We start from the raw sequence: 12,729 nt of genomic DNA on the forward strand, positions 1-12,729 counted from the left end.
CAGTGAGATTTATAAAACTCAAAACCTGACATTTCTAAAAAGCTGAAACCCCGACATTTCAATCTGGCCGTGACATAGTCTGTGGGTCTTAAGTTCGGTTGTCGTGTTCTAGCTATTTATAGATGTCGAATTTTGACCCGGCGGCAAGCTGGCAGTTGGTCGTCCAGCGCGAGCCCGGTCGTGTCGCCGCCAGTTAGAATGAAGCGATGCGTTCACTCCGGCCAAAAATGCGCTGGCACCTTCCTTCGCCGGATCTGGCATTCGCTGCTACGGGAACATTCCCGCGCAAAAAGCGCCCGCCCATTCGCAAACGCCGTTACGCACACTCCCCATTAACACACCCGGCACGCGTCACCGTATGCCCAACCATAAGCCCAAGATCGTACGCGCGTTCGAGCGCACGGCCGATATCCTCGACGCGGCACATGCGAATGTCGGCGCTCGGCTTGCCCATCGGGTCGAAAGAATGAATGCCTAGCTCGTCACGGGCGATCGTCAATAGAGGCTCCCAGTAGGCTTCGGTTTTGTTGCGATAGATCATGATTCGCGCTCCTTTTGCTTGCATTAACTACTTAACAAGCTTAGTGCGACGACGACACCAATCCTGCGACGGATCGCCGCAAGTCGAGCGTCCTCTCTAGAAATCATCGTTGTGCCGCGAAACAATAGCGCGCTTTTTGCCGCTACCGTTCTAAAAATCAGAACGCGGCGTTTCAGAAACCGAATCAATGCGGGCCTCGCGGCACGTTCCGCGTGCTTTTGCGAACGCACATTCATTCGGTCAGCGAATCATGGAGCCGTTGCCTATGATTTACCTTAGGCCGGTTCCAGCTCATATCGTCAAAGGACAAGGAGTCATTCACATGAAAGCTCCTCAACGTTTGGCACGAATCGAGTTGATGGCGCCGCTTTCCGGCGTGATGGTGCAACTCGAAACCGTGCCCGATCCGGTTTTCGCGCAGAAGATGGTCGGCGATGGCGTGTCGATCGATCCCACTTCCGACGAACTGCTCGCCCCGCTCGCCGGCAAAGTCACGCAGCTGCATCGCGCGGCGCATGCGGCGACGATCACCGGCGAAAACGGTCTCCAGGTGCTGATCCACATCGGCCTCGACACCGTGATGCTGCGTGGCGAAGGCTTCACGCCGCTCGTCAAGGAAGGCGACACCGTCACGACGGGCCAGCCGCTGATCCGCTTCGATCCGGTTATCGTCGGCGCAAGGGCCGTGAGTCTGCTTACGCAGATGGTCATCGCCAACGGAGAACTCGTCACGCGCTACGTACCCGCGACGGGCCTCGTCACGGCGGGCAAGGACGTCGCGCTGGAGGTCGAATTCGTCGGCGGCGGCACCGACGAGGCCACTGGCAGCGCGGCCGGCGCGGTTCAGTCCGATGAAGTCGCACTGCCGAATCCGCAAGGCCTGCACGCGCGCCCCGCCGCCGTGTTCGCCGCCGAAGCGAAAAAATATAAATCCGATATCCGCGTGCTGCGCGGCAGCGAAAGCGCGAACGCGAAATCCGTCGTTGCGTTGATGGCGCTCGCGACGAGTTTCGGCGACAAGCTGCGCGTCGAAGCGCTCGGTCCCGATGCCGGCGAAGCGGCCGCCGCGCTGGCGCGTCTTCTGGCGTCCGGCTCGGGCGAAAAGCCCGGCGATGCGCCCGCCCCCGCGGCTCCGGTGGCCGAAGCAACCGCGCCGGCACGCGCCGCGCCCGCGGACGCGAACGAATTCACGGGCGTCTCGGCGTCGCCGGGGCTTGCGGTCGGCAAAATCGTGCAGTTCCGCCGCGAAGTCATCGACGTGGACGAGAACGGCGAATCGCCGCAACGCGAGCGCGCACGGCTCGACGCCGCGCATCACGAAGCGCGCCAGCAGATCGAGGCGTTGAAGGCGAAGCTGACCGATCCGTCGAAGACGCAGATTCTCGACGCCCATCTCGAACTGCTCGACGACCCCGATCTCAACGATGCGGCCATCGGCGGCATCAGCGAAGGCAAGAGCGCGGGCTTCGCGTGGCGCCGCGCGTTCGAGACTCAGGCGAGCAATCTGGACAAGGTCGACAACGCGCTGCTGCGCGAGCGGGCGGGCGATATCCGCGATGTCGGCCGTCGCGTGCTGGCGCTGCTCGTCGGCGTGAAGCAGGCGCAGATCGACGTGCCCGGCGAATCCATCCTGATGGCCGAAGAGCTGTCGCCTTCCGATACGGCCTCGCTCGATCGCAGCAAGGTGCTCGGCTTCTGCACGACGACCGGCGGCGCGACGAGCCACGTCGCGATTCTCGCTCGCTCGCTCGGCATTCCGGCGATCTGCGGCATCGACGAGGATGCGTTGCAATTGCCCGATGGCACGCTCGTCGTGCTCGACGGTTCGCACGGCAGCCTGCGCCGCAATCCCAGCGCGGACGATCTGACGAAAGCGCGCGAGCGCATCGAGCGTCAGAGGAAAAAGCGCGAGGAAGAAAAAGTCGCCGCGAGCAGGCAGGCGGTCACCGCCGATGGTCATCGCGTCGAAGTGGTCGCGAACATCCGCAATGCGCAGGAAGCGCGCGATGGCGTCGCGGCGGGCGCGGAAGGCGTCGGACTGCTGCGTTCCGAATTTTTGTTCGATAACCGCGACACCGCGCCATCGGAAGACGAACAGGCCGCCGAATATTGCGCGGTGGCCGAAGCGCTCGGCCGCGAGCGTCCGCTCGTCGTGCGCACGCTGGATGTCGGCGGGGACAAGCCGCTGTCTTATCTGCCGCTGCCGAAGGAGGACAACCCGTTCCTCGGCCTGCGCGGCGTGCGCGTGAGTCTCGACCGTCCCGATTTTTTCCGTGTGCAATTGCGCGCGATTCTGCGGGCCGCGCCGATCGGCAATCTGCACATCATGTTCCCGATGGTCGCGTCCATCGAGGAAGTGCGCGAGGCGAAGAGAATCCTTAAGGAGGAAGCCGGCGATCGCATGGCGAGCGTCAAGGTCGGCGTGATGATCGAAGTGCCGTCGGCCGCGCTCATCGCCGAGCCGCTCGCGCGCGAAGTCGACTTCTTCTCGATCGGCACCAATGATCTGACGCAATACACCGTCGCGATGGACCGCGGGCATCCGAAGCTCGCGAAGCAAGCCGACGCACTGCATCCGGCGGTGCTGCGTCTCATCGGCATGACGGTCGATGGCGCGCACAAGCACGGCAAGTGGGTCGGCGTGTGCGGCGGCATCGCGTCCGATGCGATGGCGGTGCCGGTGCTCGTGGGCCTCGGCATCGACGAATTGTCGGTCAGCGTGCCCGCCGTCGGCTCGATCAAGGCGCAGCTCGCGCGTCTCACGATGGACGAGGCGCGCGCGCTCGCGGCAAAAGTAATCACGCTGGGCACCGCTGCCGAAGTGCGCGCCCTGCTCGCCCCGTACGCGGAATAAGCGGAGACGAAACATGTTCAAAAACGCATTCGGCGTAGTGCAGAAGGTCGGCAAATCCCTGATGCTGCCGGTCGCGGTGCTGCCCGTCGCCGGCCTGCTGCTCGGCCTCGGCGCAACCGATTTCCACGGCTACGTGCCCGAAATCGTCCTCGCGCTGATGAAGAACGCGGGCGACGTGATCTTCGGCAACCTGCCGCTCATCTTTGCGATCGGCGTCGCGCTCGGCTTCACCGAGAACGACGGCGTGTCCGGCATCGCGGCGACCATCGGCTATCTCGTGATGACGGCGACGCTCGGCGTGATCGCGAAGGTCGAAGGCGTCGAGCCCGACATGATCATGGGCATTCCGTCGATCCAGACTGGCGTGTTCGGCGGCATTCTCGCGGGCGGTCTCGCGGCGTGGATGTTCAACCGCTATTACAAGATCGCGTTGCCGGCCTATCTCGGCTTCTTCGCGGGCAAGCGTTTCGTGCCGATCGTCACGGCCATCGGCGCGATCATGCTCGGCGCGATTCTGTCCGTCGTGTGGCCGCCGATCGGCGGTGTGATCAAGGCGTTCTCGCAATGGGCCGCGGTTTCCGATCCGCGCACGGCAGCGACCGTGTATGGCTTCGTCGAACGTCTGCTGATTCCGTTCGGCCTTCATCACATCTGGAACGTTCCGTTTTTCTTCGAAGCGGGCAGCTTCCTCGATCCGACGACCGGCAAGGTCGTGCATGGCGACATCAACCGCTTCTTCGCGGGCGATCCGACCGCCGGCATTCTGTCGGGCGCGTTCATGTTCAAGATGTTCGGCCTGCCCGCCGCCGCAATCGCGATCTGGCATTGCGCGAAGCCCGAGAAGAAAGTCGCGGTCGGCGGCATGATGGTGTCGGCGGCGCTGACGTCGTTTCTCACCGGCATCACCGAGCCGATCGAATTCGCGTTCCTGTTCGTCGCGCCCGTGCTGTACTTCATTCACGCGTGTCTCGCGGCATCGGCGCAATTCGTCGCCAATACGCTGAACATGCACATGGGCTTCACGTTCTCGCAAGGCGCGATCGACTTCCTGATGTTCAACCTGATCGGCAACAAGGCGACGCACGCGTGGTACGTGTTCATCCTCGGGCCGATCTATGCGGCGATCTACTACGTGGTGTTCCGCTTCGTGATCACGCGGTTCAACCTCAAGACGCCGGGCCGTGAGGACGATACCGTCGAGACCGCCGCAGTCAGCACGAGCGGCGAAGGCGGACGATCGCGCGATCTCGTGCTGGCGTTCGGCGGACGATCGAACATCAAGAGTCTCGATGCGTGCATCACGCGTTTGCGCATCACGGTGAACGATCCTGCGCTCGTCAATGACGCACGATTGAAAGCGCTCGGTGCGGCGGGCGTCGTGCGCGTCGGCAATGGTGTGCAGGCGATCTTCGGGCCGCTGTCGGAGAACATGAAAACCGACATGCAGGAGTATCTGAAGACCGCGGGCAGCGATGCGGATCTGCCCGCAGCGGGCGCTACTGCTGCTGCCGCTGCGCCGGAAGCGGCGGCAACGACTACTGCGACGCCCGTGCAGGATACGGCGGAGCAAAAAGCGCGTGCCGAGAAGATTCGCGCGGCGCTGGGCGGCGCGGCCAATATCGTGAAGCTCGAACCGCTGGCGTCCACGCGTTTGCGTGTCGCACTCGGCGATGCATCGCGGCTCGATGGCAATGCGCTGAAGGCCGCAGGCGTGCCCGCGACTCAAGCGCTCGCCAATGGCGAAGTCGATCTGATCGTCGGGCTCGAAGCGGAAAATCTCGCAGGCGCGATGCGCTGATTCAAGCAGGCACGTCGCCTGAGCGCGGCTTCTCTATGGCGTAGTACACGAGGCATCCCGCCGCGACGCCCCAGAAAGCCGCGCCGATACCGAGCAAGGTCACGTCGCTCAACGTGACCACGAACACGATCATCGCGCTCAACGGCAACGCCGAACGAAACGCGCTGACGAAAGACTTTTCGAGCACGCCCATCATCGCGAGCCCGGCGAGAATCGCGATATACGCGGCGGGCAGATTGGCCAGCAGAAACACATACGCCGTGGCGAACACGCCGATCGCCACGCATATGACGCCCGCGATCAATGCGCCGATGTAATGCCGCCCATGCGTGCCGCCCGACACGAGAATCGCGTTGCTCGGTCCCGCGAGCACCGAAGGACAGCCGCCGAACGGCGCGGTGATCGCGCTCAACACGCCGCTATAGATCGTCACGAGCCGCAGCGACGTGCGATACCCCGATGCCCGCGTCACTGCGATTCCCTGCGCGTTCTGCACAAAGAGCACGGTGATAAGCATCGGCAATAACAGTTGCGAGATCGCGTGAATATCGAAGCGCGGCCCGACGAGCGCAGGCGTGGCCGTCCATGCACCGCCGCTGCGGCTCGGCAACTGAAAGCCGGTCGCGAAGAGAATCGCCGCGCCCGTGAGCATCGCACCGATGAGCGGCGGTATGGACGCGGCGTTGCGTCGTTCGAGCCACATCAGTCCGAAGAATGTCAGCAGCATGCCGGCGCCGATGAGCGGCGCGGCCACCGTCGAATGCACGACGGCGAGCACGTACTTGATGAAGAGTCCGGCGATCATCGCCATGACGACCGGCATCGGCACCCATCGATCGAGCAGCGCGATGAGGTTCGTCACACCGAGCACGATCAGCACGGCCGCGCAGACGAGATACGTGCCCACGGCCGCGCCGAAGCCATATTGCGCGATCACCGGCGCGGCGAGAATCGCGCCGGGAATGGTCCAGAGAAAGAGCAAGGGCTGACGCGTCTTCCAGCTAATGAAAATGCTCGCCAGCCCGTTGATGCCGATCGATGCGAATAGCCACGACGACGTCTGCGCGAAGCTCAGTCCCCCTTCACGCGACGCGGCGATGATGATCGCGACCGGTCCCGTCGCGGAAAAGCTCATGCTCGCGAACGCGAGCGAGAAGTGCAGAAACCATGACCGGCCGATGCCGGTATAGGACGCGCCGCCAACAGACATGTGTTCGCCCGGACAGTGGCGTATTCCGCATCGGCATCGACGCGGAATACATCGCGGAATAAAGGCTCGACGTCAATGCGCCGCCGATTCGGCATGCACGGGCGCACGCCACGCGAGGCCGATGACCACGCCGAGCACGCAAAGCGCGCCAATGTACCACGCAGGGGCCATCGTCATGCCCTGCCGCCCTACCAGGAACGAGGCGATGGCGGGCGCGGTGCCGCCGAAGATCGCGTAAGCCGTGTTGTACGAGAGCGCGAATCCGGTGAAGCGCACTTCCGGCGGAAAGCTCTTCACGATGATGTACGGCCCGAGCGTGATGGTCCCGATCAGAAACCCGCCGAGGATATACAGCGCCCACACCGACTGGCTGCCCGCGTTCAGGTTCATGTAGAACGCGCCGGTGACGAGCAGCATCGCGACACTGCCGATCGCATACGCGCGGCCGCCGCCGATCTTGTCGGCCGCCCATCCCGCGAACGTGCTGCCGAGGATCAGGCCGAAAATCGACCACGAGTTGTTGGTGAAGACGTCCTTCGCTGCGAAGTGGAATTGCGATTGCAGGAACGTCGGCGTGTAGAGGAAGTACAGCACGAAGATGCCGGAGAAGACCCACGTCGCGAGCAGCGAGACGACCACCGCGCCGCGATGCTCCTTCAGCACGACCGCGAGCGGCAGACGCGCATCCGCTTCACGCTTCGCGCGCAGCGCTTCGAACACCGGCGTTTCCTGCAGATAGCGGCGCAGATAGACCGAGATCAGGCCGAACAAGCCGCCCGCGATGAACGGCAGACGCCATCCCCAGCTTTTGAGATCCGCCGGCTCCATATTGCCGATGAGAAACTTCGCCGACAGCGCGCCCAGCAGAATGCCGGTGCAAAGACCCGACATCAACAGACCGCACGCCAGCCCGATGCGATCGCGCCGCACATGCTCCGAGCAGAAAATCCACGCGCCCGGCACTTCGCCGCCGACGGAAAGACCTTGCAGCACGCGGCACAACAGAAAAAGCAGCGGCGCGACGATACCGAGCGTCGCGTAGCTCGGCAACAGGCCGATGAGCAGCGTCGGCGCGGCCATGAGGAACAGGCTCAACGCGAACATCTTCTTGCGGCCGATGCGATCGCCGAAATGCGCGAAGAAGATGCCGCCGATCGGACGCACGAGATAGCCCGCGGCGAAGATGCAGAACACTTCGAGCTGCGCGAGCCATTCAGGGGTCTGCGGCGGAAAGAACACGGTGGCGAGCAACTTTGTGAAGAACACCGCGACGATGAAATCGTAGTACTCCAGCGCACCGCCGAGCGACGCCAGCATCAGCGTCTTGATATCGTTGCGTGACATCGACCGCCCATGAATGGCGACGTCGTCCGTCTGTACAGGGGTAGAACTCATCTTTGGCTCCAAACTCTGGGTGAGGTGACGTTTAACGCATTCGCCATTTAATCAGCATGCTGATCATTCGTGCGCTTCTGCTTCATAAGCGTACGAACCTGCGCGACGCATTGTTCTATTGACTTCGTGTATTGACTTTCATCATTGACATTCGGCGCTCCAGCCATCAGCATTTCGTCAGTACGCTGACGGATAGATTTGTATCCGGAAAAAAATGGGAGCGCAACTCTGATTGCACCTACAATCTTCAAACTGGACTTCTTCGATAAAGGGTTAAGGATGGGCACCGTCGCCGAGAAAAAAGCTGCCGTTTCCGACAGCGGCATCGAGACCGGACACTTGTGGCAGCGCCCGGGATTTCTGATCCGGCGGCTCAATCAGATCCATATCGCGCTCTTTTTCGAGTGCTGCAAGGACTTCGCCATCACGCCCGTTCAATACGGCTTGCTGACCACGCTGAGCGAACGTCCGGGGCTCGACCAGACATCGCTGTGCGCGGAAGTCGGCGTCGATCGCACGACGATGGCCGACGTGCTGCGCCGTCTGGAGGAACGCGGCCTCGTCAAACGCGAGCCGAGTCCGCACGACGGGCGTTTGAAGATCGCGAACATCACCGCGAAAGGACGCCGCACGATGAAGGACATGTACGGCAGCATGCGCGAAGCCCAGGTCAAGTTTCTGGCCCCGCTGAGTCCTGAAGAACGTGTTCTGTTCGTGCGCATGATGATGCAACTCGTCGAAGGCAACAACCAGTACGGACGCACTTCCCTCAAGCATTTCGATTGACTATTGGGTGATGTCGCGGCGGTACGTTTCCGGCACGAAAAGGGCGCCGACCGCGAACGATACGATGGCGATGACGATCGGATACCAAAGCCCGAAATAGACATCGCCGCGCGCGACGGCCATTGCGGACACCACGAACGGCAGCATGCCGCCGAACCAGCCCGAGCCGAGATGGAACGGCAACGACAGCGACGTATAGCGGATGCGCGCCGGAAAGAGCTCGACCATGAATGCGGCCATCGGTCCGTAGACCATCGCGAGATAGAGCAGCAGGAGCCACATCAGGAAGACGACCATCGGCGCATTGATCTTCGATGCGTCCGCATGCGCCGACCAGCCCGACGCGATCAACGCCTTCTCCATCTCACGTTTGTCGCTGCCGTGCACGACGATCGAGCCGATTTCCGTCGATGCCGTTTCTCCCGCTTGCAAGGGAGCGCGGCTATACGAAACGCCTGACGCACTCAGAAACGAGCGTATGCGATCGCATTCCGTGACGGGCGCGGAGAACAGCGTGAAGCGGCAATCGTCCGCGCGGACCGTGACGGGCGCGCTCTTCTGAAAAGCTTCCAACTGAGGATTCGCGTAATGCGTGAGTGCATGAAAGATCGGTTGCGTGGTCGCGGCGAGCAACAGGCACGCGAGCATCATGATCCACTTTCGTCCGATACGATCCGATAGCCGGCCGAACACGAGATAGAACGGAAACACGGCGATCAACGCAATCGCGAGAAACAGGTTCACCGTGTTCGGCGCGACCTTCAACGTGTTTTGCAGGAAATACATCGAATAAAAGTGCCCGGTGCCGAACACGACACCCACGCCCGATGCCGTGCTGAACAGCATGATCAACACATACTTGAGGTTGGCCCACTTGCCGAAGCTCTCCCCTATCGGCGACTTGGACAAGCGGTTCGCCTGCTTCATCTCACGGAATGTCGGCGATTCGGCGAGCTTCGTGCGCAGGTAGACCGAGATCGCGAGCAACACGATCGACACGAGAAACGGCATGCGCCAGCCCCAGCTCTGGAACGCGGCTTCATCCATCGATGCACGGCTGATGCTGACCGCCGCGATCGATGCGAGCAGGCCGAGCGTCGCCGTGGTCTGAAGCGAGCTCGTATAGAAGCCGCGACGATCCGCAGGCGAATGTTCCGCGAGATAGGTCGCCGCGCCTCCGGTCTCGCCGCCGAGCGCGAAGCCTTGCAGAAGCCGCAGTGCGACGAGCAGTATCGGCGCCATCATCCCGATCTTCTCGAACGATGGCAGCAAGCCCACGCCGATCGTCGCGACACCCATCAACACGATGGTCGCCATGAATGTGTACTTGCGTCCGATGCGATCGCCGAGCCGCCCGAAGAAAAGCGCGCCGAGCGGACGCACGAGAAAGCCCGCGCCGAACGTGGCGAGACTCGCGAGAAAGGCCACGGTATCGTTGCCGCTCGGGAAGAACAGCGTGCCGAAGGTGCCTGCCAGCGCCGCGTAGATGTAGAAGTCATACCATTCGAGCAGCGCGCCGAACGAAGACGCGATGATCAGCGTGAACTCGTGGCGTGTGACTACGCGGTGCGACCGCTCCGAAAGAGACGTGGCCATGTCGATCCCATGCGCTTCCGTACTACGAGATGATCAGAGATGCTTGAGCAGTTCGAGCGCTTCGTCACGCTTCATTACGGCGGCGTACTTCTGCGCCATGTCGAAGAGATTCGCTTCGTGCGGCGCGATCGCGCGATCGCCGACGCAGTCCGACAGCACGAACGGACGAAAGCCGTATTGCATCGCATCGACGACGGAGGACCGCACGCAACCGCTCGTCACCGCGCCCGCGATCACGAGCGTGCGCACGCCATGCTGCGTGAGCCACGCCGCGAGCGATGTGCCGAAGAACGCCGACGGCACCGTCTTGCGCACGACGAGTTCGCCTTCGCGCGGCGTGAGTTGCGCCACAATCGCGCTATCGTGCGAGTGCTCTTTCAACGCGAGCAGGCCCGGCACTTTCATCGTGAAGATGTTGTGGTCGGCGTCGTCGTCGGCGAAAACGATGCGGCTATGCGCGACCGGCCAGCCCTTCTCGCGCGCGTGCGCAAGCAAGGGAACGGTGTTCTCGATGGCCTCGGGAATGTTGCCGCCGCCGAAGACCTCGGGATTCGCGAAGCCGTTCACCAGATCGACGATCAGAAGGCCGACCGGCGCTTTCGGTTCGAGCGTCGAGCCGAAGCTCTGACGCTTGTAGGTATCGATATCGTGGGACATGTGTGTGCTTTTCGTGGATCAGCGGTCGAGCACCACGCCATCGCGCACGACGGGTTCGCCGTCGAGGAATACATCGCAATGGCGTAGCGGGATGTCGATATGACAGGTCGTCGTGCGGCTGCCGCCGGCTTCGTTGTTCGGGCCGAGCGAGAACAGGAAGTTGCCTTCGAACGCGCGCGCATCCATGCCGATGGTCGCCTCGCGATCGTACAGCCCGAGCGTCGACCAGTGTGCGCGCGGCTGCAAGCCCCAGCCGATATGCGAGATCGCATAGGCTTCGCGATCGTTGAAGGTGGCCATGTATTCGCTGAGCAACTGCGCGTCGATGCCGCCTTCGATGCGCGTCGCATAGCCGCCTTCGACCGTCAGCTCGACGCGTTCCTGCACATAGCTCTTCTGCGGCAGCAGGATATCGCCGCCATCGATGATGATGCGGCCGTGTGCCGTGCGATCGTTCGGGAAGGTCAGCGCGAAGCCACTCGGCCAGTGGTCCCAGCGGCCCGGTTCATCGACGAAACCATATTCGGCGATCGGCTCGAATTCACCCAGCGGACAGCGGAAATCCGTCCCGGCCGCCGAGACGATATGCATCTCTTTCGCTCGCGCGATACGCGCCTGCGCAGCGAGCACGCGTTCTCGATCGGCGGGCGTCGGGACGAGGCGCGTGAGGATTTCGGGCGGCTCAACCGCGAGCAGAATCTTTGTACCCGTCTTGAGAATGTCCAGTTGCTCGGGCGAGAACAGCAGTGTCATCAGATCGAGCACGAGATCGCTTTCTTTCAGCGCGGCGATCGCGGCGTGGTTACCTGTCAGCGGCGTCGTGCCGAGATACGCGAGCGAATCGCGGCTCAACGACTTTTCGCCGTTCACCGGAGGCAAATCGAGACGGTTGACGATGGCGCCCATCGATTGCGCCGCGATGAGCGCGGTCGATAGCGTCTGCGGATGCGTCGATGCGCTCGTGAGTATGGTGACCGTCTGCCCTGCTTCGAGACGCGAGAGTTTCAGTACCTTCGTCCACGCATCGACCATCTGATAGTCACTGACTGGCATGATTGCCTCCTTCAACGAGCGTCGGAATGGGTGCGCCGAGAAAATCGCCGAGTGCCGTGTAGAAGCCGGCTTCGTCGTCCCATGGAATCATGTGGCCGGCGTCCTGCACGCGCGTATGTTCGAGATGCGGCACGAGCGCGCGAATCTCTTCGACGTCCTCGTCGCGCACGACGTCGCCTCTGCCCGCCGTGACGAGCAGCGCCGGAATACGCAGATGCGCGAGATCGGCGTGAATATCATCGGTATGGAAACCTTCGAAGCTCGTCCGGATCGCGCGTTCGTCGCATGTATGAAGCCATTCCGCGCGCAGGGCGAGTTGTTCATCGGTCCATGTCGGACAGAAGGCGCGCATCGCTTCGGCGGTCATGCCTTCGCGCGACTGACGGATCGAATCGATATACCAAAGCAATTGCGATGGATACGCACGGCGTCCCGGACCCGAAACGGGCGGATCGATCATCGCGAGACGCGCCATGCCCGCAGGCATCGAACGCGCCGCGCGTATGCCGATTCGCGCGCCCATCGAGTGCCCGATGATGCTGTATCGTTCGAACTCCATACTATTGGCGAATGCAAGCAGGTCGGCGGCCTGCGCGTCGAGGCTATAGTCGAGCGCGTCGGATGCGGACGAGAGACCTCGTCCACGCACATCGAGCACATAGGTGTCGAAGACCTTGCCGATATGTTCCGCGACGAAACCCCATGTCACCGCCGGACTCGTGATGCCCGGCACGACGATTACCGGATCGCGCCCCGTGCGTGCGCCGCCGTACCGCAGATAGTGCTGACGGATGCCGTTCGCCTGAACGTTCGCGCCGTACAGATAGGTCGACATGTCG

10 protein-coding genes are annotated in these 12,729 nt (G+C 62.5%); 3 read left to right on the plus strand and 7 right to left on the minus strand.

Going from position 1 to position 12,729, the window contains the following annotated elements; genetic code table 11:
• Nucleotides 1-316 precede the first annotated feature (316 nt).
• Nucleotides 317-541 (minus strand): DUF6900 domain-containing protein, encoded by a 225-nt coding sequence (locus AWB76_RS36295; protein ID WP_061164941.1) that lies wholly within the window; start codon nt 539-541, stop codon nt 317-319.
• 322 nt (nt 542-863) lie between these two features.
• On the opposite strand from AWB76_RS36295, the gene ptsP reads away from it, so the two are divergent.
• Both ptsP and ptsG read left to right on the plus strand, forming a co-directional pair.
• The gene (gene ptsP, locus AWB76_RS36300; RefSeq protein ID WP_061164909.1) at nt 864-3,395 is read left to right on the plus strand and encodes a phosphoenolpyruvate--protein phosphotransferase; all 2,532 of its coding nucleotides are present in this window, start codon (nt 864-866) and stop codon (nt 3,393-3,395) included.
• Nucleotides 3,396-3,408: 13 nt separating this feature from the next.
• Nucleotides 3,409-5,193 (plus strand): PTS glucose transporter subunit IIBC, encoded by a 1,785-nt coding sequence (ptsG, locus tag AWB76_RS36305; RefSeq protein WP_061164910.1) that lies wholly within the window; start codon nt 3,409-3,411, stop codon nt 5,191-5,193.
• A 1-nt stretch (nt 5,194) separates the two neighbouring features.
• Here the strand turns inward: ptsG and AWB76_RS36310 are convergent, their stop codons facing one another.
• Nucleotides 5,195-6,403, minus strand: a complete 1,209-nt coding sequence (locus AWB76_RS36310; RefSeq protein ID WP_061164911.1) for a benzoate/H(+) symporter BenE family transporter — start codon at nt 6,401-6,403, stop codon at nt 5,195-5,197.
• Nucleotides 6,404-6,475: 72 nt separating this feature from the next.
• Nucleotides 6,476-7,798, minus strand: coding sequence for an MFS transporter (locus AWB76_RS36315; RefSeq protein ID WP_061164912.1), 1,323 nt, complete (start codon nt 7,796-7,798; stop codon nt 6,476-6,478).
• A gap of 279 nt (nt 7,799-8,077) precedes the next feature.
• Between AWB76_RS36315 and AWB76_RS36320 the strand changes: the two genes are divergently transcribed.
• A complete protein-coding gene (locus AWB76_RS36320; protein ID WP_208606657.1) occupies nt 8,078-8,584 on the plus strand; it encodes a MarR family winged helix-turn-helix transcriptional regulator in 507 nt (168 codons plus the stop codon).
• Here the strand turns inward: AWB76_RS36320 and AWB76_RS36325 are convergent, their stop codons facing one another.
• The 4 genes from AWB76_RS36325 to AWB76_RS36340 are packed head-to-tail and all read right to left on the minus strand — an operon-like array spanning nt 8,585 to nt 12,725.
• Nucleotides 8,585-10,180 carry an MFS transporter gene (locus AWB76_RS36325; RefSeq protein WP_061164913.1) on the minus strand — a complete coding sequence of 532 codons (1,596 nt, stop codon included), beginning with the start codon at nt 10,178-10,180 and terminating at the stop codon, nt 8,585-8,587.
• A gap of 33 nt (nt 10,181-10,213) precedes the next feature.
• Nucleotides 10,214-10,837: an N-carbamoylsarcosine amidohydrolase gene (locus AWB76_RS36330; RefSeq protein ID WP_061164914.1), complete on the minus strand. Its 624-nt coding sequence runs from the start codon at nt 10,835-10,837 to the stop codon at nt 10,214-10,216.
• An 18-nt stretch (nt 10,838-10,855) separates the two neighbouring features.
• Complete coding sequence (locus AWB76_RS36335) at nt 10,856-11,890, minus strand: 2,5-dihydroxypyridine 5,6-dioxygenase NicX family protein (RefSeq protein ID WP_061164915.1); 1,035 nt, start codon at nt 11,888-11,890, stop codon at nt 10,856-10,858.
• Nucleotides 11,877-12,725 (minus strand): alpha/beta fold hydrolase, encoded by an 849-nt coding sequence (locus AWB76_RS36340; RefSeq protein WP_061164916.1) that lies wholly within the window; start codon nt 12,723-12,725, stop codon nt 11,877-11,879. The genes AWB76_RS36335 and AWB76_RS36340 overlap by 14 nt, the downstream gene beginning before the upstream one ends.
• Nucleotides 12,726-12,729: the final 4 nt, after the last annotated feature.

Source organism: Caballeronia temeraria (genome assembly GCF_001544795.2).
Taxonomy (GTDB): domain Bacteria; phylum Pseudomonadota; class Gammaproteobacteria; order Burkholderiales; family Burkholderiaceae; genus Caballeronia; species Caballeronia temeraria.

What these genes read in the sequence shown, in the direction of transcription:
- AWB76_RS36295 (WP_061164941.1), bottom strand. Translation starts at nt 541, where the DNA reads ATGATCTATCGCAACAAAACCGAAGCCTACTGGGAGCCTCTATTGACG.
- ptsP (WP_061164909.1), top strand. Translation starts at nt 864, where the DNA reads ATGAAAGCTCCTCAACGTTTGGCACGAATCGAGTTGATGGCGCCGCTT.
- ptsG (WP_061164910.1), top strand. Translation starts at nt 3,409, where the DNA reads ATGTTCAAAAACGCATTCGGCGTAGTGCAGAAGGTCGGCAAATCCCTG.
- AWB76_RS36310 (WP_061164911.1), bottom strand. Translation starts at nt 6,403, where the DNA reads ATGTCTGTTGGCGGCGCGTCCTATACCGGCATCGGCCGGTCATGGTTT.
- AWB76_RS36315 (WP_061164912.1), bottom strand. Translation starts at nt 7,798, where the DNA reads ATGAGTTCTACCCCTGTACAGACGGACGACGTCGCCATTCATGGGCGG.
- AWB76_RS36320 (WP_208606657.1), top strand. Translation starts at nt 8,078, where the DNA reads ATGGGCACCGTCGCCGAGAAAAAAGCTGCCGTTTCCGACAGCGGCATC.
- AWB76_RS36325 (WP_061164913.1), bottom strand. Translation starts at nt 10,180, where the DNA reads ATGGCCACGTCTCTTTCGGAGCGGTCGCACCGCGTAGTCACACGCCAC.
- AWB76_RS36330 (WP_061164914.1), bottom strand. Translation starts at nt 10,837, where the DNA reads ATGTCCCACGATATCGATACCTACAAGCGTCAGAGCTTCGGCTCGACG.
- AWB76_RS36335 (WP_061164915.1), bottom strand. Translation starts at nt 11,890, where the DNA reads ATGCCAGTCAGTGACTATCAGATGGTCGATGCGTGGACGAAGGTACTG.
- AWB76_RS36340 (WP_061164916.1), bottom strand. Translation starts at nt 12,725, where the DNA reads ATGTCGACCTATCTGTACGGCGCGAACGTTCAGGCGAACGGCATCCGT.